The sequence below is a fragment of the Maribacter sp. Hel_I_7 genome, from assembly GCF_000688315.1.
GTDB classification, from domain to species: domain Bacteria; phylum Bacteroidota; class Bacteroidia; order Flavobacteriales; family Flavobacteriaceae; genus Maribacter; species Maribacter stanieri.
This window is the reverse complement of record NZ_JHZW01000003.1, coordinates 1,157,398-1,178,792: the sequence shown is the minus strand read 5'-3', so window position 1 is coordinate 1,178,792 and position 21,395 is coordinate 1,157,398. Positions and strand designations below refer to the sequence as shown.

Sequence of the window (21,395 nt, the reverse complement as noted above, 5' to 3'; positions counted from 1 at the left end):
AATTTAATTATATAGTTAATGGTTGTTAATTATAATTCTAATTTAGGTTCTTCTTCAAAATCATCATCATCAATAGCGCGTTTTAAAAGTGATTCAGGTATTGATTTTTTAGCTTTGGCACCCATTTTTTTTAATTTTTCGATACTAGTGATTATGTTGCCACGACCATCTACTAATTTGTTCATTGCGCCGCGATATTCATCTTTAGCATCGTCCATCTTTTTACCAACTTTCATAAGGTCATTTACAAAGCCTTCAAATTTATCATAGAGAGCACCTGCTTGTCGTGCTATTTCAATTGCATTGCGTTGCTGTTTTTCATTATTCCACATACTATCAATAGTGCGTAAGGTAGCAAGAAGTGTGGAGGGAGTTACAATTATAATATTTTGTTCGAAAGCTTTGTTATACAAAGAATTGTCTTGGTTTATGGCAATTGCAAATGCAGGTTCTATAGGAACGAACATGAGTACAAAATCTGGACTTTCCATTTCATATAAATCTTCGTACTTCTTCGCAGATAGTTGGTCTACATGTCTTCTAAGAGAGTTTATATGGTCTTTTAAATACTTCTCTTTAAATTCATCTTCAGCATTTACATAACGCTCATAATCGGTTAAAGATACTTTAGAATCCACCACCATTTTCTTACCGTCAGGTAGGTTGATAATGACATCGGGTAATACTCTACTGCCATCTTCGCGGGTAAAGCTTTGTTGTACGGAATATTCTCTGTCTTTCTCTAATCCAGATTTTTCTAAAACACGTTCAAGAACCAATTCGCCCCAATTACCCTGCATCTTACTATCGCCTTTTAAAGCTTTTGTTAAGTTTTCTGCCTCTTGGGTAATTTTTATATTTTGTGTCTGCAGGTTTAATAATTGCTCTTTTAAGGCGGAATGAATGCTTATGTTTTCTTTTTGACTTTCTTCTACTTTCTTTTCAAAAAGCAAGATTTTCTCATTTAATGGCGTAAGAATGTTTTTTATGTTCTTTTCGTTTCGCTCTGTAAATTTTAGACTTTTTTCTTCAAGAATTTTATTGGCAAGATTCTCAAATTCTTTGGTAAATTTTTCTTGTAGTTTTTCAACTTCTTCTTTTTGCTCTCTATTCTTTTGTTGTAAGTTTTCTAAATCTGCCTGATAACGTACAATTTGATTGCCAAGGTGTTCTTTTTCAGATTGTAGTTGTAATTTTTGTTTTTCGCTCTCTTTTAAACGCTCTTGAAATACAGATAGGTTATTATGCATTTGTTGCTCGCGCTCTTCTAAAGTACTTTGACGAGATTTCGTTTTTAAAAGCTGAATATAATTGCCAAGAAAATATCCAATGGCAAGGCAAAAGATTCCTATGATTAAATATATATAGATTTCGTTCATTAGTTAACTTGAGTAATCTGGTAAAGATACTTGATTGATCAGTAAACTCTAAAAGAGCTTATCTGTTTTAATTAACATACTCAATGAATTATATGAAATAGGAATATTCCCTATTTCTTTATTCTGAAAGAACCTGTATTAGCATCAAAGGAAATCATATCAGTAGGGAAGAGGGAGTCAAAGCTTCTATTCGCTATCAGCTTGCAAGGTTCATCAAATGAATTTGTTAGTCCATCTAATATTAACATCTTATCGCATAATTGGATGGCGAGTTCAATTTCGTGACTGGTAAATAGTATAATTTTATTTGTTTCGTGAGCAATTGATTTTAACAGTTTTAATATTTGAACCTTATGATATAAATCTAGATGTGTGGTTGGTTCATCAAGAAGAATTACATCTGTATCTTGTATTAGGGCCCTTGCTACAAGTACACGTTGCAATTGTCCGTCACTTAATTGAAAACATTTTTTTTCTAAAAAAGGTTCTAACTCTAATAGTGCAATACTATTGTTAATTATTGATATGTCTTCATTTGTTTGTTTTCCCAACCAATTGGTGTAAGGTTGCCTGCCTAAAGCCAACAATTCATGTACCGATAAATTTTTAGAAGCTATTGGCTCTGTGAGTACGACACTCACTTTAGAAGCTATTTCTAAATCATCAAAAGAATCTAGCTGCTTACCTTCAACTTCTATAGAACCAGATATTTTGGGTTGAAATCTACCTAGAGTCCGCAATAAAGTTGACTTTCCAATCCCATTAATACCAACTATGCCGGCAAGCTCGCCTTTGTTTAATTTAAAGGATATATTAGAAGCAATGACTTTATTATCATAGCCAATAGATAAATCTTTGACTTTTAATGTGCTATTTAGATTGGTGTTCTGGATGACTTATAGTTTAATATTAAAATATCATTTTTCTTTTGCGAACCAATAGCCAAATAACTACCGGAGCTCCAAAAATACTAGTTATGGCATTAATAGGTAAAACACTTACTGATCCGGGTAATTGGGCAATGGTATCGCATATTAACATTAAAATTGCTCCACAACACAAAACAGCTGGTATTTGAATTTTGTGATCTGTTGTGTGAAATAATTGTCTGGTTATATGGGGTACCGCTAGACCTACAAAAGCTATGAGTCCTGCAAAAGCAGTAATGCATCCTGCCAATAAGCCTGTAGCTATAATTATAAGATAACGGGATTTTTGTAATCGTACACCTAAGCTTTTGGCATAGTTTTCTCCTAATAGAAATGCATTAAGTGGTTTAATTGTCATAATACTTAAAAGTATGCCAATAACCGTACAAGAGGCAACAATGAGAATTTGCAACCATGATAGATTCCCTAAGCTACCAAAAGACCAAAAGATATATTGCTGTAATTTTTCAGCTTTAGAGAAGTAAGAAAGTACACTGACTACGGCAGCTGTAATACTGCCAAACATTAAGCCAATAATTAATAGTGCCATAGTGTCCTTTATTTTAGAAGCAACCATTAGCACAAGAGATAAAACTAGAAAACTGCCAATACTAGAGGCTATTGCTAAAGAAATATCGTTAAAAGTAGCGAACGCGAAATAACCAGAAAATAGCGAAGATCCCATAATTATTATTGCAGCACCCAAACTTGCTCCAGAACTAATACCTAAAACATAAGGTCCTGCGAGGGGATTTCTAAATAAGGTCTGCATTAGTAATCCACTAAGGGAAAGTCCGCCGCCCACCAAAATAGCGGTTATCGCTTTTGGTAAGCGGTATTGCCAAATAATATAGGAGCTAGATGAATCTTCTGAAACGGTACCAAATAATATTTGAACAGTATCTAGGAAAGAAATAGTTACAGAACCCAAACAAATATTTATAATAAAACATACCAGTAAAACAACAACTAGCAGTGTAAAATGAATGGTATAAGTGGGTCGTTTTAACAATTATAATAGGGGTTTAAAAAAGAACGGTTCATAGTTAGGCAGTAAACCAGGGTGCAAAATATAAATTAAATCTTTTAGTACTAGATCTGGTCTTTGTGGTGCAAGCTCATAATATAAGGTGCCGCCAGTTTCACCTTTCGTATTGGCGGTACTAAACACCTTTCCGTTCTTAAAAGCATCAAACTGTTGGTAATGCTGACTTGATGATTTCATTTCGTCATATGATGCATATTGAGCAGGACCAATCCAATACTCAGCATGTTGGGCAACGTCTAGCACACTCTCCCAGCTTAACGAAAGACTTCCACTTTCATTAGATGTGCTCCAAAGATAATCAGCATTGGCATCACGTAGAAAATTAGCGGCCCAGCTTTTTCCGCCAGGTAAATACCATACATCTTTATATAGAGCTCCGCTAACAACTGTTGGTCGTTTCGTAGCTTTAGCGGCTAATTCTTTAGCTTCTAAATAGGATGCTTCTATTTCTGTAAAAATCAAATTTGCCTCATTTGTTTTATTAAAGAAAGGGGCAAAGAATTTTATCCATTCCGCTTTACCTAAGGGAGTTTCTTCTACCCAATCTCCATTATATACAACAGGAATGTTGGCACGTTGAATAGTTTCGTAAACAGCATTGCTACCATTGATGGAGAAGCCAAAAATAAGTTCTGGTTGTAAAGATATAACTGCTTCGGTATTTAGGTTTTCGTTGATGCCCAATTCTTGAATTTGACCAGCTTCAATTCGTTTTCTAGCAGCTTTAGATGAGATATATTTTGTGTCTGGAAAACCTACTAATTTATCTAATAACCCTAATTCTTCTAAAGCGGGTATGTGCGTTGTTGAGGTTAATACTATTTTTTCTACAGGTGTGGAAATTATAGCATCGTACTCATTTCTGTTTAAGGATACCTTAGCTTGAACTTCTTTAGGTATTAATGCATAGGTATATGTTTTTTCGGAATTTAACCATGGTGAGAGTACCTTGAGTATAGTAATGCCCGATGGTTGTTTTTCTACAGTAAATCCTTTAGCGTATTGTATTGAAGTATTTCTGGTTGGGTTTTTTACAGGAATTGAATCCTTTTTTTCTTGCTTACAGGTACATAATAAAATTAAAAAACTAATAAAAAGTAAGCGTTTGGTCATGATTAAATTTCGTCTAGTTTTCAAATGTAGTATTATAAAAGTTTACTTAGAAAGATTAAACTAAATGTTTACTTTCGCCGTGAATTTTGGTTTTCATTGCTTTTTGTGATGAAATTAAAAGGGAATCCAGTGAAAATCTGGAACTGTTCCCGCAACTGTAAGTTGATATTAAACCTATCTATTGGCAAATAGATTTTGTTTAATACTTTATTTAGAAGGTGCTATTTTCTTCAAAAGCCACTTTGAAATCTGAACCGGTTCAGAAATCATGGGAAGGCAGAATAGCATTTAACAAGTCAGGAGACCTGCCTAATTCAAACAGAAAATGTTAAACTTTCGGGATAAAGGTTTACGTATGGGTACAGACATACTACACTCCCGTTTATGAATTTAAACGAATGAAAAATTATCTTTTGTGGCCTACAGCGGTCACAGTATTATTGTGTGCAAATGTAGGAGCACAGCAAGTGCAAGATTCTACAAAAACGGTACAACTAGATGAAGTTGTAGTCAGTGATTCGCGTTTTCAATTAAAACGTGAAAATTCAGGTAAAACCATAATTACCATATCGCAACAAGAATTAAAACAAAATCAAGGTCGCTCTGTTGCAGAAATTTTCAACACTAAAAGCGGAATTGAAATTAATGGTACCAGAAGTTTTGCTGGTCAAAACCTATCCACTTATGTAAGAGGAGGGAATAACCGCCAGGTATTGGTTATTATTGATGGTATTCAAGTATCTGACCCATCGGGTACCAGTGCAGAGTACGATTTAAGATTATTAAATACGGATCAAATAGAGAGTATTGAAATTTTAAAAGGAGCAGCAAGTACGCTTTATGGTAACTCTGCTGCAACAGCGGTTATAAATATTACCACCAAAAAAGCATCAAAAGAAGGACTTGCTTTAGATGTAATTTCGAGTATGGGAACTAACCAGACCGAAGCAGATCAAAATTATAACCTTTCTGATTTTTCGAATACTGTAAACTTAACGGCAAAACAAGGTAAACTTTCAATATTAGCTTCTGGTGGTCATCAATATACAGATGGTTTGTCTGCAGCAATAGGAACAGAATCTGATGAGTTTTCAAGAATTGATGGAAATGTAAAAGTAGGATACCGATTCTCTGATCGTTTTGAAATTAATGCATCTGCATTTTATAACAAATTGAATAGTGACTACGATAATGGTTTTCCTATTGAAGATGCAGATTTTCATTTTACCAGTGAACAGTCTCGTTTTGGTCTAAGTTCATCTTACGGGTATGAAAATGGAAGTATCAATGTAAATACAGCATTTAATCAAATTGATAGGGTGTTTGAATCTACTTTTCCTGCGAGTTATGACTCGCAATCATACATTGTAGATGTTTTTAATAAGTACACTTTTTCAGAGAACATTCATACCATAGTAGGTTTAAACTATATTGACAATCAGACTTTATTTAGTGAAGAATACGATTCTAATACCGTAGATCCTTATCTGAATGCTGTATATGTAGGTAATCAAGGTATTAATGTAAATGCAGGATTACGTTTAAATAATCATAGCAATTATGGTTCTAACTTTATTTACAATATTAATCCATCGTACAGATTTGATATAAATGATGGATATTTAAAATTTATGGGATCATATGCTACTTCCTATATTGCGCCAAATCTATCGCAATTGTATGGTCCTTTTGGAGCTAATCCAGATTTGAACCCTGAAGAAGATAGTACCTTAGAAGGTGGATTTGAATTTAAAGTTTCTGATGCCTTTATTATTAATGCTATTTATTTTAATAGAACAGAAGATAACAGAATAGCATATGTAACTATTGACCCAAATACATTTGAGAGTCAGTATAGAAATTCAGCCGATACTGCTCATTTTGATGGGGTAGAAGTTGGATTAGATACAGAATTAGCAGAAGGTCTTACTTTTGATACGAATTATACCTATACAAATTCTAAAGAAGGATTGGCGTTAAGGGTGCCAAAAAGTAAGATAAATGCAACTCTAGGTTATGTTATCAAGGATGATACATTTGTAGGTTTATCTTATCAATATGTATCGGATAGAACAGATACAGATTTCGCAACCTTTTCAGATGTAACTTTAGATAGCTTTAGTCTGGCTAACTTACAATTGAGACATCAGTTTTGCGCAAATCTATCAGCATTCTTAGCTGTAGATAATATTTTAAACGAAGAATATACTGAAGTAGTTTCTTTTACTACGAAAGGTAGAAATGTTAGGCTTGGGTTTAAATTAAGTCTTTAACATAAAAAAAGGACAGCCAACAGGCTGTCCTTTTTTATTTTAAGTAAAGTGTAAGTTCTAAAACTTTATGTCATAAACAGTATCGTCAACCATTTTATCACTCATTAGGCTATGCTCTTTAGAACTACTAACAGTATTAATAGGGTATTGTACCGTATAATCACGTTTGCCTGTTTGCCCGGTAATCAATTCAATAGCTTTAGCTAATAACGGCTCGTTTTCTTCACCTAAAATTCCAAGGTTACTATAATCCTCTAATAACTCATAATCTGGCTGTAAACCACTGGTAAAGTCAAAGAAACCATCTGCATTTTCGTTTCTTCCAATTAAAGGCTGAATAGCCCATTGGTTATCTGGATTGATATCATTTACTCGCGATGGGGTGTATAGGTATGAGTTTTCACGGTCATCTACTAAAGTAGTTGAGAATTCGTTTTTACCTCTTGTTACATTTCCAATCTGGATAACATCCATATACGGCTCTAGGCTATTAATTAACAGCTCACTTGCCGAAGCTGAACTTGAAGAGGTTAGCACGTATAATTTAGTTAAGCCCAAAGAATTTATGGTTTTACCATTTACCTTGTCTGCAAAATAGACTTCTAATTGACTGTCGTTAAACTGATCTTGTAATTTATCATTGTACCTTTTTTTCAAAAATAAATCTGAAGTATTGGTGCCGTAAATCATGCTTGCCAATAGGCGAGTGGTATTAACAGAGCCACCAGGGTTATAACGTAGATCCATTACTAAATTAGTGATACCTGCAGATTTTAAAGCTTCAACGGCAGCGTACAGTTGGTCATCATATTCGTTAGTAAATTGATTGTAAATGATGTATCCAATATTTTCTCCACCTATGGTAAAAGATTTAGAGATAAACACTGGGTTCTCTGCTAAACCTTCTTCTTTAGTCAAAACAACTTCCTCTTCGTTAGGTACAATAGTACCATTTGTAAAGTCTGCCATATTTAAAGTATAGGTGTCGTTTTCTCCAAATAGTAACTCAACGTAATTGCTTAGGTTTAATGTTTGACCATCAACACCCGTAAAAAAATCTCCACGTTGAATATCTGTAGTAGCAGCATTGGAATTAGGAACTATATAACGCACAAAACCAAAAAGCTCTTCGCTATCTTGGAAACGAACAAGACCAAATTCTAAGCCATTACTTTTAGAAATACCTGCCAATGAATTGGTAAGCTCTCGATAATCTTCGTTAAAGAAACTGAAACGATCTTGTATGTACTGTAACTTATTTTCAAAAAAAGCAGCAGGGTCATCTTCAGAATCTAGAAAAGCAGTGTATGCAGCTCTACCTTCTTCGGTATTTTCAAAACGGTCATCAGCTAAATCATCTACATTAGATTGCCAGAAATACCAGAAATTCATGGCTTTCCACATAAAATCTTGTACTTCTACATTTGCAGAGCCATCTGGGTCTACTGTATTAGGTAAGGACAAGTCATCATCCTTAGAACATGAGAATGCAATTGCAGCAACAAATATTATTAATATCTTCTTCATAAATAGGGTAACTGGAATGTTTTAAATTTATTTCTTTTCAGCCAAAGGAATTTTGGTAGATGGAACACTATTATTTAGCAATAAGACTGCATTACGTGGATCATGAAGCTTAGAACTAGAGACTACATTCGCAGGTATTAGTACGTCAAAATTGCTTTTTCCACTAACTCCATTAATTTCCTGTATAGCTCTTGCAAATAGAGGCTCATCGGCGTTACCTAAGACTCCTAGATTGGTGACATCTTCAGAAAGTTCAATATCGGGTACTAAACCATCAATATAATCAGAAAAACCAGCACTGTTCTCAACTCTACTTATAATAGGCTGTAATCCCCATTGTACATTTGGGTTGATGTTGTCAACATTTTCTGGGCTATATACATTACCGTTCTCTGGATCATCTACAAATAATAGCGATCCTTGATTTTTGCCAACAGTTGTACCGCCAATATGAACAACGTTCATATAAGGAGCCAAGCCCACCATAACTAATTCACTTGCAGAAGCGGATCCTTCTGTAGCAATTATGTAAACCCTATTTAAATTTAATGTGTTTAAAGGAGCATTGGAATTATCATCGTTGGTTCCTGTAGTACTTACAAAAAAGTTGTCAGTAAAACTGCTTTCAAGCTGAGCTTGTATTTTTGCATTGTATATAGTTTTAAAAAGTAAATCAGACGTGTTGGTACCTTTTATCAAACTTGCTAAAACAGCAGCTGTAGAGCCTCTACCGCCTAGATTATATCTTAAATCTAAAACCAAATCATTTACACCTTGAGATACAAAATCGGCAAAAACGGCATTCAATTCATCTTCAGTACCAGAAACAAATTGGTTATACATTAAATATCCAATTTTTTTATCCCCTGAAGTAATTACGGTATTAACATGAATAGGGTCTTCTTCAAGACCTTCAGATTTTGTCAAAGTAACTTTTTTAGCACTAGCACTTATACCGCCATCAACAATTTCAGCCATATTTAAAGTGTAAGTATCATTATCGCTAAAAAGTAAATCTAAATTATTGTCTTCTGGATTTTCTCTATTTGAATATAATGTTTGACCATCTACAGCAACAAATAAATCTCCTCTTTTTATATCTTTAGTAGAAGCATCAGAATTTTTAACGATATATTCTACAAAGCCAAATACCTCATCAGAATCAGATATACGACCTAAACCAAATTGTAATCCATTACTTTTAGATACCCCTGCAGAATTATTTACTAATTCAGTATAATCATCGCTATAGAAAGTAAATCGATCTTCTGAAAATAATAGTTTATTCTCTAGTAAAGCAACAGGGTCATCATTCTCGGTAAGGTATTCTTCGTATGCAGTTTGCGTATCAAAACGATCATCTGCCAAATCTGGCACATCACTTTGCCAGAAATACCATAAATTTAGTGTTTGCCAAAAAAAGTTTTGGACTTCAATATCTACCGTAACAGGGGTTTCTTCTTCTGGGTTTTCAATTTCTTCTTCAATGACTGGGTCATCATCATTTTTTTTACAAGAAGTAACAATAAGTCCCAAACAAAGGACGGATAAGAAAAATTTTTTCATAGCTATTTTTTAATTCTTATTAGGAAATATTCCAGCAATTAGAATCTTCTATATAATTGCGATACTACAATGTCTAAGTAAGTACGTAAATAATTAGTGTTAGGATGTTAAATTTACTTACAAGTGTTTTAATTAAAAATTAATTGTAACAAAAATCGTTGTACATCGTCTTCTTTTTGTAAACCGTTAAGAAAGTTTACAAACAGCCAAACCAAAATGAAACAAACGGAGTTTTTAAATATTGTGTTACCATTTAAGGATAAATTGTTCCGCATGGCCAAAAGGTTATTAGTGTCAACGGAAGAAGCTGAAGATGCAACGCAAGAGATTCTAATAAAATTATGGTCCAAGAAAAACAAAATGGATTCATATAATAACGTAGAAGCGTTTGCAATGACGATGACCAAGAATTTTTGTTTAGATAGATTAAAATCGAAACAAGCTGGTAATTTAAAATTGGTACATAGTAATTATACAGATTCTAGTACATCGTTACAAAGTGAATTAGAAGCAAAAGATAGCATTAACTGGGTAGAACGTATAATGGCGGAGTTACCGGAGCAGCAAAAAATGGTATTACAATTACGAGATGTTGAGCAATATGAATATGAAGAAATAGAAAAATTATTGGACATGAAACCTACAGCCATACGGGTAGCTTTGTCCAGAGCAAGAAAAACAGTAAGGAAAAAATTAATGGAAAAGCATAATTATGGAATTGCATAAAATAGAAAAATTAATAGAAAAGTATTTTGAAGCTACCACTACGGTAGCCGATGAAGAAATGCTTAAGGCATACTTCTCGCAAGATGATATTGCACCACATTTAGAGCAATATTCGCCTTTGTTCAATTACTTATCAAAAGCAAAAGAAGAGCGTTTTACAAAGCAGGTGCCATTAAAACCTAGAAGAGACTATTTGAAATGGGTATCCGTTGCTGCGATTGCAATCTTTATGGTAGGGGTCTATTTTTATCAGCCCACACCACCTCCAGTTACTTTAGCAGATGAGTATACACCAGAGGAAATTGAATCTGCAAAAGAGGCGTTAGCCTTATTGGCAATGAATTTTAATAAGGGTACAGAGCAATTGTATCATTTAGAAGAATTTGAAAAAACAACAAATAAATTTTTAACGAAAAATAATTAAAATGAAAAAGATACTAGTATTAACACTTTTAGTGTTAGCCCCTGTAATTATTAATGCTCAAGATATTTTTGAAAAATATGAGGATAATGACAAGGTAACATTTGTGGCTATGCAGCCAAAAATGTTTCAGATGTTGGGTAAAATGAGTGTAAGTTCAGATGATCCAGAAGCCAAGGAATTTTTTGAATTGGTTAATTCTATTACCAGTTTTAAGGTAATAACAACTGATGATGCAGCTATATCTAAAGATGTAGATAGTTGGGTGACAAAAAGGTTGAGTAGCTCTTCTTTTGAAGAACTAATGAGAGTTCGTGATGGCAGCTCTAATGTAAAGTTTTATGTTAAAGAAGGTAAGGATAGTGACCATGTAAAAGAACTATTAATGTTCGTAACTGGTTTAAAAGATAAAGACATAGATATTGATGGTAGAAAATTAGAAACAGTTTTATTATCCTTAACAGGTGATATTAATTTGAGATCAGTATCAAAGTTGACAGACAAAATGGATTTACCAGGTGGTGACCAATTAGGGAAAGCATCTAAAAAAGGGAATTAATCAAAATAAGTAGGCATTGACCATTAATTTCAATGCAAATAATAATCATCAATTCATCAATCGCAAAGGTCGTAAACGATCAAAGCACTAAAAACAACAATCATGAGAAAAGTAGCAGTAGTAATTTTAATGACAATTTTACCCGTATTTGGATTTTCACAATCTGTATTTGACAAATACGAGAATATGGATAATGTAGGGTCTGTAATCGTTAATAAAGGAATGATAGACCTAGTCTCCAAATTTGGAGAAATGAGTGATGATGCAGATGCGCAAGAGTTTATGGAGGTGGCTAGCGGATTAAAAAACATAAAAGTATTTATGACCGAAGATGCCTCGGTTTCTGCAGACATGATGTCAACGGTAAAGAAATACCTGAAATCTTCTAAATTAGAAGAGCTTATGCGTGTAAAGGACAAAGATGTTAACGTAAAGTTTTATGTAAAAGATGGCTCAAAGAAAGACCATGTATCAGAATTATTAATGTTTGTTAGTGGTTTGAATAACGTGGAGATAGGAGACCATGGTAGAAAGCTTGAAACCGTATTGGTCAGTTTAACCGGTGATATCGATTTAAATAAAATTGGTACGTTGACAAGTAAAATGGATTTGCCAAGTGATTTAAATAAAGCTTCGGGTAAATAATAAGTATAATACAAAAGGTCTTCCTTGATATAGGAAGACCTTTTCTAGTTTAAAAAGCACATTATGAAAAAGGTATATTTTATCATTACGTTGGTATTAGTTTTTGCGGTTTCGTCCTGTTCATCAGAACAGAGCATACAGCAGTATTATATTGCTAGTGCCGAGAACCCAAATTTTATGTCTTTTGATTTACCTTCTAGTCTTTTGAATTTGGAGAAAGCTAATTTGAGTGAATCAGAAATGGAGGTGGCATCATCTCTTAAAAAGTTGAATATTTTGGCATTTCAGAAAAAGCCTGAAAATGAAGCTGATTATCAAGCTCAAAAAGCAATGATCAAATCAATTTTAAAAAGTTCTGATTACAGCGAGCTTATGAAAATGAATACATCCATAGGTAAAGCTACCATACAATTAAAAGGTGATGACGACACTATTGATGAAGTAATCATATTTGGAGATAATGATGAAAAAGGATTAATTCTCGTTCGTGTATTGGGAGATAATATGAACCCTGCGAGTTTTGTTCAATTAATACAGGCAATGGAAAAGTCTGATTTTGATGGAAAAGGATTGGAACAACTTGGAAATTTAATTAAAGGTTAAGTTTAAACGCTAAATATATTAAATACAGCCCGTTACATAATTGTAACGGGTTTTTTATTTTTTCTAGTTGATGTTTACATCTATTTTTATTGTGACCTTTCAATAAAATTGGTGTCCTATTAAGTGAGGACAATTATTAAACAACCTAAACAAACTATTTAAGATGGAAAACGCAGAAGTATGGATTGACAAAGGAATTGATTTTATAATGGTATTTGGACCTAAAATAATTGGGGCTATACTTATTTACATCATTGGTTCTTGGATTATTAAAAAGTTGATTGGTGTTGCAAATAAGGGAATGACCAAACAGCAGTATGATGAATCATTGAAAAAGTTTTTGTTGAACCTAGCAAAATGGGCGCTAACGATATTTTTAATTATTACGGTTATTTCAACTTTAGGAGTTGAAACTACAAGTTTTGCAGCAGTAATTGCAGCGGCAGGTTTAGCAATAGGATTAGCATTGCAGGGATCACTTTCTAACTTTGCGGGTGGTGTGTTGTTAATTATTTTTAAGCCTTATAAAATTGGTGATTTAATAGAAGCACAAGGTGTACTGGGTAATGTAAAAGAAATAGAGATTTTTACAACTAAATTAATTACACCAGAGAATAAATTAGCAATTGTACCTAATGGTGCTATGGCCAACGGTAATATTGTAAATTATACTGCAGAAGGTAAAATTAGAGTAGATACTACAGTAGGTGTAGCTTATGATTCTGATCTTCAGAAAACTAAAGAGGTACTTTTGGCAATGCTGGTTTCTAATCCTAAAGTATTAAAAGACCCAGCACCATCAGTAAATGTATCTGAATTAGCAGATAGTTCGGTTAACCTTGCGGTACGTCCTTTCTGTAAGCCAGAAGATTTTTGGGATGTATATTTTGCAACAATTGAAGGAACTAAGAAGGCATTAGATACTGCAGGTATTGAAATTCCTTATCCACATGAAGTTCAAATAAATAAATAAATAATATTAGTCTAGTTAGTTATTAAAAAGCCCGTTGAACTTGCTCAACGGGTTTTTTTAATTTTAAATATTACTCTCTAGCAATTTGAAGATTATTTTTTCCAAAGTCCAATGTTCTAATTGGAAACGGAATATTAATATCACGCTCATCAAACCGTTTCTTGATTATTTTAATAGCCTTATGTCTTGCGGCATGTTCTTGTTTCACATTAACGCAATCTGCCCAGAAACGCACCATAAAGTTAATAGAGCTATCTCCAAACTCTGTAAAGAAGAATTCTACACTTTCATCATCTTGCTGTTCAAAATTATCTGCTATGATTTTGACCGTTAAATCTTCTACCATTTGTAAATCGCTTTCATAACCAACACCACAATTAACAAAAATTCTATTTCTCTTATTCATAGAGTAATTGGTGAATGAACCATCAATGAATTTAGAGTTTGGTATAACTACTACGTTATTATCAGGTTTTTTAAGGATTATGTTTCGTAAACTAATTTCAGTAACAAAACCCGAAACCCCATCAGCAGAAATAAAATCATTGATTTTAAGCTGGGGCATAAATGAAAGAATTAGTCCGCCAAAGGTATTACTTAGAGTTCCCTGTAAAGCTAAACCAACTGCTAAACCAACAACACCTGCACCGGCTAAAATACTTGTTAATACTTTATCGAGGTCTAAAACACCTAAAGCTATAAAGAAGCCAATTAAAATTATAATTACGAAGACTACTTTGGCAATAATTTCTTGAATAGATACTTGAGATATTTTTCTTAGAACGGTTCGTTTAAGAACTTTACGTATTCCTCTTGCTAGAAAGTAAAATAAAAACATGACTAGAACAGCCATGGCTATATTGGGTAATTTTAGAATGATAGCTTCTAACCAACCATCTAATTTATCCCATAAATTACTTACCGATTCTTCAACTGAGAAATTTGTTTGCATATACTTTTAATTTTCCTTTCAACGGGAATATATAAAGTATGAATAACAAATTAAAATGCATATCGCCCTAAACGGGCGATATGAAGTATATGAACAAAAGAAAAGTTTTAATGCATTAAAACTGGCTTAAATACCAGTGTAATTGCTTGGGGATATTTGCTTCAATTCCTTTTTTATTTCATCAGAAACTTCTAAAGTATCTATAAAATTGGCAATAGAATCCTTATTAATTTTCTCATTTGTACGGGTAAGTCCCTTTAAAGCTTCATATGGGTTAGGGTAGCTTTCTCGTCTTAATATTGTTTGAATAGCTTCAGCAACGACAGCCCAGTTGTTTTCTAAATCTTGCTCAAATTTCTCTTTATTTAAAAGTAATTTATTTAAGCCTTTTAATGTAGATTGAAAAGCAATGAGCGTATGGGCAAACGGTACACCAACGTTTCTTAGAACAGTGCTATCTGTCAAGTCTCTTTGCAATCTAGAAACAGGAAGTTTTGCAGATAAATGCTCAAAAATAGCATTGGCGATACCAAGATTCCCTTCAGAATTTTCAAAATCTATAGGGTTAACTTTATGTGGCATTGCTGATGAACCAACTTCACCTGCTTTAATTTTTTGTTTAAAATAGTCCATTGATACGTAAGTCCAAAAATCGCGATCAAGATCTAAAACAATTGTATTAATGCGTTTAAGACCATCGAATAAAGCCGCTAGGTGGTCATAGTGCTCTATTTGTGTTGTTGGAAATGAATGTTGTAGGCCTAATTTTTCTTGAACAAATTTTTGACCGAAGGCTCTCCAGTCAATATTAGGGTAGGCAACTAAATGTGCATTGAAATTACCAGTTGCTCCACCAAATTTGGCTGCACTTGGTATATCGTTCAATAAATTAAATTGTTCTTTTAGACGAACTACATAAACCATGATTTCCTTTCCTAATCGGGTAGGAGAGGCTGGTTGGCCGTGTGTTCTTGCTAGCATAGGTATATCTGACCATTCTAACGTAAGCACATCAAGTTTCTCTAATAATTCAAAATATTGAGGAACATACACATCGTTCATTGCTTCCTTAATAGAAAGAGGAATGGCTGTATTGTTTATATCTTGTGACGTTAAGCCAAAGTGTATGAATTCTTTAAATTGTGATAAGCCTAAAGAATCAAATGCTTTTTTAATAAAGTATTCTACTGCTTTAACATCATGATTTGTTGTTTTCTCTATTTCTTTTATCTCCTGAGCATCAGAGGTAGAAAAATCAGTATAAATTTTTCGTAATGCGTCAAATTTAGAAACATCAAAAGAAGATAATTGGGGTAATGGAATTTCGCAAAGCGCAATGAAGTATTCTATTTCTACTCTTACCCTATATTTTATCAAAGCTTCTTCAGAAAAATAAGCTGATAAAGAATTGGTTTTTGAACTATATCGTCCATCAATAGGAGAAATAGCATTTAGTGCGTTAAGAGACATAATCTATGGTTAAATTAGTAAGGGGCAAATATACCTATTCATACTAAAGTTTTAAACACTAAACTCTTTAAGTTATAGCCAAAAAGCATCATTTAATCAACAATGTTATATGTCATGGTCATTATTTTTCTAAAACCTTTAAAGTCATTCTAGCGCGAGCCTTATACGCTGCACTTCCATTTTCATAATTCTGTTTTAATGTTTGAAGTAGCTCAGGGTGTATCCATTCTATTTTTTTGCCTAAGAATAAAAGTGTAGTCATTGAATATGCTTTTGGGGCAACTTTATGGTTGCCTATTAGCCAGTCAAAGGCAGATTCTGAAATAGTACCTAGGTGATGATTTTTAAGTATATTATTTGATGTAGAAGTTTTTTTTGAAAAATAATCTTGAACTAAAAGAAGGCAAATTTTTGAAGCGGGCCTAATAGATGACTCTAATTTTAAGAATCGTAAAGAATTTATAAATTGGTCTATGACGGGTTTAATAGAATTAAGGTTCGTTTTAACCACAGATTCTAAAACCCAGCTTGCTCTACATGATATAGGGTCTAAATTTTCTTGAGATATTTCTACTAAGTACACCATAAGGTCTGGCTGAGCTTCAACGGTATTAGCCATTTTACTGCGATTTTCACGAGTTGCATTAACATAATTCAATGCTTCGTAAAGCTCATCCTTATTCATAAAATTGTATCTTTAATCCATATGTTTCCCCAAATATGAAATTACTAAAAAAAATTAGCCTAGGTGTGGTTGTTGTATTTATAGCCATGCAATTTTTCAGTCCTACAAAAAACATTTCACCTGGTAACCATACCGCAGTTTTTATAAAAGAGACAAACCCTACTCCAGAACTTCAAAGAACATTCAAAACTTCATGTTATGATTGTCATAGCAATAACACAGAATATCCCTGGTATAATAATGTAGCGCCTATTTCTTATTGGTTGGCTGACCATGTGAATGAAGGTAAAGAACATTTGAATTTTTCAGAATGGGAAAATTATTCCCTTACTAAAAAGGACCATTTATTAGAAGAAATAGAAGAAGAGGTCTCTAATGGTAAAATGCCATTATCTCAGTATACTTTAATACATGCAGATACTAAACTTTCTGTAAGTGAAGTAACTGATTTGGTAGAATGGGTAAGGCAAACCAGAATCATTTATCAATTAGGGAAGCAACCAAAATAGGTACGCCGTCAACTGCATTTTCGGCTATTACTGTTATATTATTTTTTTCTGAATTCTTAATAGCTGGTTTGGGGTCAATGAAATAAATAGGTGTACTGGCATCTACAAAATCTATTAGGCTTGCCGCTGGATATACCTGCATAGAGGTTCCAATAATAATTAAAATATCAGCTTTTTCTGTAATCGAAATTGCATCTTCTAAGAGGGGTACAGCTTCACCGAACCAAACAATATGAGGTCTAATTTGAAATCCGTTTATGCAGGTGTCACCAAGTAAAATATCTTTCTGCCATTCAAATATATTTTCGGTACTATCAGTACTTTTTGCTTTTAATAACTCTCCGTGTAAGTGAATTACATTAGAGCTACCGGCACGTTCGTGTAAATCATCAACATTTTGAGTGATAATATGGACATTGTATTCCATTTCTAAAGCAACTAAAGCTTTATGTGCATCATTAGGGTGTACCGTTAATAATTGTCTCCTGCGTTGATTATAGAATTCAAGTACTAATTCTGGATTGTTCCGAAACCCTTCCGGTGTAGCTACTTCCATAACATCATGTCCTTCCCAAAGACCATCAGCATCTCTAAAAGTTTTTAATCCGCTTTCTGCCGAAATACCGGCTCCCGTTAATACAACAATATTTTTCATGGAGGTAAAAATTAAGCTTAAAAATATACTTTTCTTATCTTGGATGCATGATTGATATGAAGCTTTTAGCATATTTAGAAGAAATTATTTCAGAAAAAAGAAAAGAGAGATTTACTGAGATATTAAATGAACGCACAGATTATATAACCGTAGCCGTAGAAGATGTGTTTCAAATGCATAATACAAGCGCTGTAGTAAGAAGTTGTGAGTCTTTTGGGGTGCAGACCGCTCACTTAATTGAAGGGAAATATGGTCAACGCTTAGATGAGGAAATTGCTATGGGTGCGCAGAAATGGGTAGATATTAAACGATACAAAGATTCAAAAGCGGTAATTGATTCATTAAGGCGGCAAGGTTACAGAATTGTAGCAACTAGTCCGCATGCAGATAGTTCATTGTTGCAAAATTTCGAGATAAATAGTAAAACGGCGCTATTTTTTGGAACCGAGAACAAAGGCTTAAGTGATTATGTTCTTGAAAATGCAGATTCTCATTTAAAGATACCCATGGTGGGTTTTACTGAAAGTTTGAATATATCTGTTTCTGCGGCAATCATATTACAACACTTAACAACAAAATTAAAAGCTTCGGATATTGATTGGAGGTTGACAGAAGAAGAAAAATTGGAAAGGCGCTTAGACTGGACCAAAAAATCGATTAAAAGTATAGATGATATTTTAGAAAGATATTATACGTATAATTAAAAAATACTTAACTTAATGGTGATTAACTAATTGACCAACAAATGAATACCTTATTAATAATTCTCGCAATACTCTTAGCCCTAATTGTAGTACTAGCATTAATAGCCCCTAAAACCTATCATGTTTATAGGAGCATAACAGTAGACCAGCCACCAGAATTGGTCTGGGAACATTTAAAATTTTTAAGGAAACAGCAAGAATGGTCTCCGTGGGCTCAAAAAGATCCTAACATGGAATTAAAGTTTACGGGAGAAGATGGCAGCGTAGGTGCAATTAGCCATTGGAACGGTAATAAAGATGTAGGTGAGGGCGAGCAAGAAATAACACGAATTGTGGAGGGTAAACGTATAGAGCAAGACTTACGGTTTTTTAAACCTTATAAATCACAATCTGATTGTTATATGAATCTTGATGCTTTAGATGGAAATAAAAGTAAGGTTACTTGGGGTTTCTCTGGTAAAAATAAATTTCCTATGAGTATTATGATGCTATTTATGAGTATGGATAAAATGGTAGGAAAGGATTTTGAACAAGGATTACAGAATTTAAAAGATAATTTAAATAATGGCATATGATAGCATGGTTTGAAATTCCGGTAAAAAATATGGAACGAGCTAAAAAGTTCTATGAATCAATATTAGAAGTGACGATTACGGTTAATAATTTTGGGGAATTTGTGATGGGTCTATTTCCTGATAAACCTGTTTTGGGTCAAGCAAATGGTGCCTTAGTTCAACATGAACACTATGTGCCAAGTTTAAGCGAAGGTGCGCTAATCTATTTTGCTTGTGAAGATGCCGCCATAGTTTTAGGTAAAGTAGAAAAAGCTGGCGGACAAGTATTACAACCAAAAACCGAAATAGGGGATGGACATGGGTTTATGGGGCTTTTAAAGGATACTGAGGGCAATAGAATTGCTGTACACTCAAATACTTAAATTATTGCTTAATTAACCAGTTCTAATAAAGCAATATCATATTCATTATCTAAAACAACTTCACCATTTTCAACGGTTAATTCTACTTCAGAATAACGATCGTAAATTTTTGTGCCATTGCCAAATACGCCCTTTACAGAAATTGATTTTTTGCCCTTTGGCAATTCTAAACCAATTACCACTTTGTCTACAAAATCAGCATTGCTAAAATACCTGCTAAAGACATATGGAGCTTTTGTAATTTTTTTATGAATACCGGCTCCTATAGATGGGTGGTCATTTCTAAAAGTCCCTAGTTTTTGCCAGTAGGCTAAAGTTTCTTTTGTTTTTGGAATACTGTCCAATTCATTCCAGTTCATAAAAGAACGCAGTGTGGCATCGCCTTCGGTGCCTTCAATGGTTAAATCTCTTGCCGTTTCATCACCATAATATATTTGTGATGCACCTGGGGTTAGTAATAGAACGTTAGCCGCTCTTTTTGGGTTGGTTCTATCTTGGTCAAAAGGTTGCCCGTCATCATGCGATGTAAGGTAGTTTAAAACACTTTTGTCTTTAAAAGTAGTATGCAATAACTTACTGTATTTTGTAAAAATGATTTCGTATTCTTTGTTTGCATCCGTTTTTAGTTCAAAGTTTATTAGACTTTTAAAGCCGTTATCAAAATAATTTACTTTTTTATCACCCAAATCAAATTCCTGTCCGCCAGAAATTCCGTAATTATATACTTCTCCAACCATGTAAAACGGATTGTCATCAAGTACTTTATCTTTATTCTTCTTCTTCCAAAGTTCAAATGCTATTGAAGCTTCTTTGTATAATTCTGCCCATGCATTTTCGTTGGCATGTTTTACGGTATCTACTCTAAAACCATCAACGCCATATTTGTTAACATAATCGGTAAGCCATTTAATAATATAAAAACGAGGAGCTCTTGGATAGCCTGTTCTGTCAAAAAACAGCTCTAATTCATCTAATTCTTCACTTAGTCTACCTTCTGCTTTCCATTTAGCAAGTAATGCATCTGGTAAATTTACGGCAGCATCAGATTCGGTTAATATGTCTGGTAGATTGGCAACTAAAGTACAGGCTGTTGTATTCTCATATGTTGTGAATTCACAAGTAGGGGAGGTTCTTACCCATTCTTTTGGCCAAACTGGATCTTCTTTGGTAACTGGACCGGTGTGGTTTAATACTACATCTAATAATATACGAATACCATACTCATGCGCAGTTTTTATTAAAGTGTCTAAATCTTTATTCGTTCCAAAATTTGGATCAAGAGCTGTCCAGTCTTTTGCCCAATACCCGTGATACCCGTAGGTGTTACCTGTGCCTTCATCCGTAGCTCCATGAATTTGTTCTACAACCGGTGTAAACCAAATTGCGTTGACACCTAGGTCAGAGAAATAACCATCTTTAATCTTTTCTGTTATACCTTGAATATCGCCGCCTAAAAATCCTCTGAGCTCACCTGTTTCTTTATTACGCTCAAAATTTAAGTCGTTATCTGGATTTGCATTATTAAATCTGTCCGTAAGTAGAAAATATACGGTAGCAGCTTCCCATTGAAAATTCGGATTCTTTTTAGGAGTTTCAATTGTGTCCTTTACAACGGCTATATTTTCTGTCTTGTCTTTGCTTTTTGGTTGGCAAGAAGTTATTGCTATAGATAATAGCCCAAGTAAGAGTACATTTTTCATTTCCCTGTTATTTGCATTAAA

At 33.6% G+C, this 21,395-nt stretch carries 22 protein-coding genes and 1 riboswitch; of the genes, 11 read left to right on the top strand and 11 right to left on the bottom strand.

Going from position 1 to position 21,395, the window contains the following annotated elements; all coding sequences use genetic code 11:
• Positions 1–29 precede the first annotated feature (29 nt).
• The 4 genes from rmuC to P178_RS0116890 form a co-directional block, all read right to left on the bottom strand.
• Positions 30–1,379 (bottom strand): DNA recombination protein RmuC, encoded by a 1,350-nt coding sequence (rmuC, locus tag P178_RS0116905; RefSeq protein WP_027067339.1) that lies wholly within the window; start codon positions 1,377–1,379, stop codon positions 30–32.
• A 110-nt stretch (positions 1,380–1,489) separates the two neighbouring features.
• The gene (locus P178_RS0116900) at positions 1,490–2,191 is read right to left on the bottom strand and encodes an ABC transporter ATP-binding protein (RefSeq protein ID WP_316930020.1); all 702 of its coding nucleotides are present in this window, start codon (positions 2,189–2,191) and stop codon (positions 1,490–1,492) included.
• Positions 2,192–2,288: 97 nt separating this feature from the next.
• On the bottom strand, positions 2,289–3,320 hold the full coding sequence (locus P178_RS0116895) for a FecCD family ABC transporter permease (RefSeq protein WP_027067337.1): 1,032 nt from the start codon (positions 3,318–3,320) through the stop codon (positions 2,289–2,291).
• On the bottom strand, positions 3,321–4,469 hold the full coding sequence (locus P178_RS0116890; RefSeq protein ID WP_027067336.1) for an ABC transporter substrate-binding protein: 1,149 nt from the start codon (positions 4,467–4,469) through the stop codon (positions 3,321–3,323). It abuts the gene before it with no gap.
• 70 nt (positions 4,470–4,539) lie between these two features.
• Positions 4,540–4,797: riboswitch (cobalamin riboswitch) on the top strand.
• Between the two features lie 70 nt (positions 4,798–4,867).
• Between P178_RS0116890 and P178_RS0116885 the strand changes: the two genes are divergently transcribed.
• Positions 4,868–6,742: a TonB-dependent receptor plug domain-containing protein gene (locus P178_RS0116885; RefSeq protein WP_027067335.1), complete on the top strand. Its 1,875-nt coding sequence runs from the start codon at positions 4,868–4,870 to the stop codon at positions 6,740–6,742.
• Between the two features lie 57 nt (positions 6,743–6,799).
• Here P178_RS0116885 and P178_RS0116880 read toward each other — a convergent pair whose 3' ends face one another.
• Complete coding sequence (locus P178_RS0116880) at positions 6,800–8,269, bottom strand: S41 family peptidase (protein WP_027067334.1); 1,470 nt, start codon at positions 8,267–8,269, stop codon at positions 6,800–6,802.
• Between the two features lie 27 nt (positions 8,270–8,296).
• Positions 8,297–9,835 (bottom strand): S41 family peptidase, encoded by a 1,539-nt coding sequence (locus tag P178_RS0116875; protein WP_027067333.1) that lies wholly within the window; start codon positions 9,833–9,835, stop codon positions 8,297–8,299.
• 216 nt (positions 9,836–10,051) lie between these two features.
• Between P178_RS0116875 and P178_RS0116870 the strand changes: the two genes are divergently transcribed.
• The 6 genes from P178_RS0116870 (at position 10,052) to P178_RS0116845 (ending at position 13,762) form a co-directional block, all read left to right on the top strand.
• On the top strand, positions 10,052–10,561 hold the full coding sequence (locus P178_RS0116870; protein WP_027067332.1) for an RNA polymerase sigma factor: 510 nt from the start codon (positions 10,052–10,054) through the stop codon (positions 10,559–10,561).
• Entirely contained in the window at positions 10,548–10,985 is a 438-nt protein-coding gene (locus P178_RS0116865) for a hypothetical protein (RefSeq protein ID WP_027067331.1), read from the top strand. Before P178_RS0116870 ends, P178_RS0116865 begins: the two co-directional genes overlap by 14 nt.
• Before the next feature lies 1 nt (position 10,986).
• Positions 10,987–11,541, top strand: coding sequence for a DUF4252 domain-containing protein (locus P178_RS0116860; RefSeq protein WP_027067330.1), 555 nt, complete (start codon positions 10,987–10,989; stop codon positions 11,539–11,541).
• Between the two features lie 102 nt (positions 11,542–11,643).
• Positions 11,644–12,186: a DUF4252 domain-containing protein gene (locus P178_RS0116855; protein ID WP_027067329.1), complete on the top strand. Its 543-nt coding sequence runs from the start codon at positions 11,644–11,646 to the stop codon at positions 12,184–12,186.
• A 63-nt stretch (positions 12,187–12,249) separates the two neighbouring features.
• The gene (locus P178_RS0116850) at positions 12,250–12,789 is read left to right on the top strand and encodes a DUF4252 domain-containing protein (RefSeq protein ID WP_027067328.1); all 540 of its coding nucleotides are present in this window, start codon (positions 12,250–12,252) and stop codon (positions 12,787–12,789) included.
• Between the two features lie 163 nt (positions 12,790–12,952).
• The gene (locus P178_RS0116845) at positions 12,953–13,762 is read left to right on the top strand and encodes a mechanosensitive ion channel family protein (protein ID WP_027067327.1); all 810 of its coding nucleotides are present in this window, start codon (positions 12,953–12,955) and stop codon (positions 13,760–13,762) included.
• Between the two features lie 70 nt (positions 13,763–13,832).
• On the opposite strand, the gene P178_RS0116840 is transcribed toward P178_RS0116845, so the two are convergent.
• From P178_RS0116840 to P178_RS0116830, 3 genes are all read right to left on the bottom strand, one after another.
• Complete coding sequence (locus P178_RS0116840; RefSeq protein WP_027067326.1) at positions 13,833–14,714, bottom strand: mechanosensitive ion channel family protein; 882 nt, start codon at positions 14,712–14,714, stop codon at positions 13,833–13,835.
• 126 nt (positions 14,715–14,840) lie between these two features.
• Positions 14,841–16,184 carry an adenylosuccinate lyase gene (purB, locus tag P178_RS0116835; RefSeq protein WP_027067325.1) on the bottom strand — a complete coding sequence of 448 codons (1,344 nt, stop codon included), beginning with the start codon at positions 16,182–16,184 and terminating at the stop codon, positions 14,841–14,843.
• A 121-nt stretch (positions 16,185–16,305) separates the two neighbouring features.
• A complete protein-coding gene (locus P178_RS0116830) occupies positions 16,306–16,869 on the bottom strand; it encodes a hypothetical protein (RefSeq protein WP_027067324.1) in 564 nt (187 codons plus the stop codon).
• A 35-nt stretch (positions 16,870–16,904) separates the two neighbouring features.
• On the opposite strand from P178_RS0116830, the gene P178_RS0116825 reads away from it, so the two are divergent.
• Entirely contained in the window at positions 16,905–17,378 is a 474-nt protein-coding gene (locus P178_RS0116825; protein WP_027067323.1) for a heme-binding domain-containing protein, read from the top strand.
• On the opposite strand, the gene P178_RS0116820 is transcribed toward P178_RS0116825, so the two are convergent.
• Positions 17,347–18,033: an SIR2 family NAD-dependent protein deacylase gene (locus P178_RS0116820; RefSeq protein ID WP_027067322.1), complete on the bottom strand. Its 687-nt coding sequence runs from the start codon at positions 18,031–18,033 to the stop codon at positions 17,347–17,349. The genes P178_RS0116825 and P178_RS0116820 overlap by 32 nt on opposite strands.
• Before the next feature lie 50 nt (positions 18,034–18,083).
• On the opposite strand from P178_RS0116820, the gene P178_RS0116815 reads away from it, so the two are divergent.
• From P178_RS0116815 to P178_RS0116805, 3 genes are read left to right on the top strand one after another with little or no spacing between them, the layout of a single operon-like run.
• Positions 18,084–18,737, top strand: coding sequence for a TrmH family RNA methyltransferase (locus P178_RS0116815; protein WP_027067321.1), 654 nt, complete (start codon positions 18,084–18,086; stop codon positions 18,735–18,737).
• 41 nt (positions 18,738–18,778) lie between these two features.
• Positions 18,779–19,312 (top strand): SRPBCC family protein, encoded by a 534-nt coding sequence (locus P178_RS0116810; protein ID WP_027067320.1) that lies wholly within the window; start codon positions 18,779–18,781, stop codon positions 19,310–19,312.
• On the top strand, positions 19,309–19,674 hold the full coding sequence (locus P178_RS0116805; RefSeq protein WP_027067319.1) for a VOC family protein: 366 nt from the start codon (positions 19,309–19,311) through the stop codon (positions 19,672–19,674). The genes P178_RS0116810 and P178_RS0116805 overlap by 4 nt, the downstream gene beginning before the upstream one ends.
• Before the next feature lie 8 nt (positions 19,675–19,682).
• Here the strand turns inward: P178_RS0116805 and P178_RS0116800 are convergent, their stop codons facing one another.
• On the bottom strand, positions 19,683–21,374 hold the full coding sequence (locus P178_RS0116800) for an alpha-amylase family glycosyl hydrolase (protein ID WP_027067318.1): 1,692 nt from the start codon (positions 21,372–21,374) through the stop codon (positions 19,683–19,685).
• Positions 21,375–21,395 lie beyond the last annotated feature (21 nt).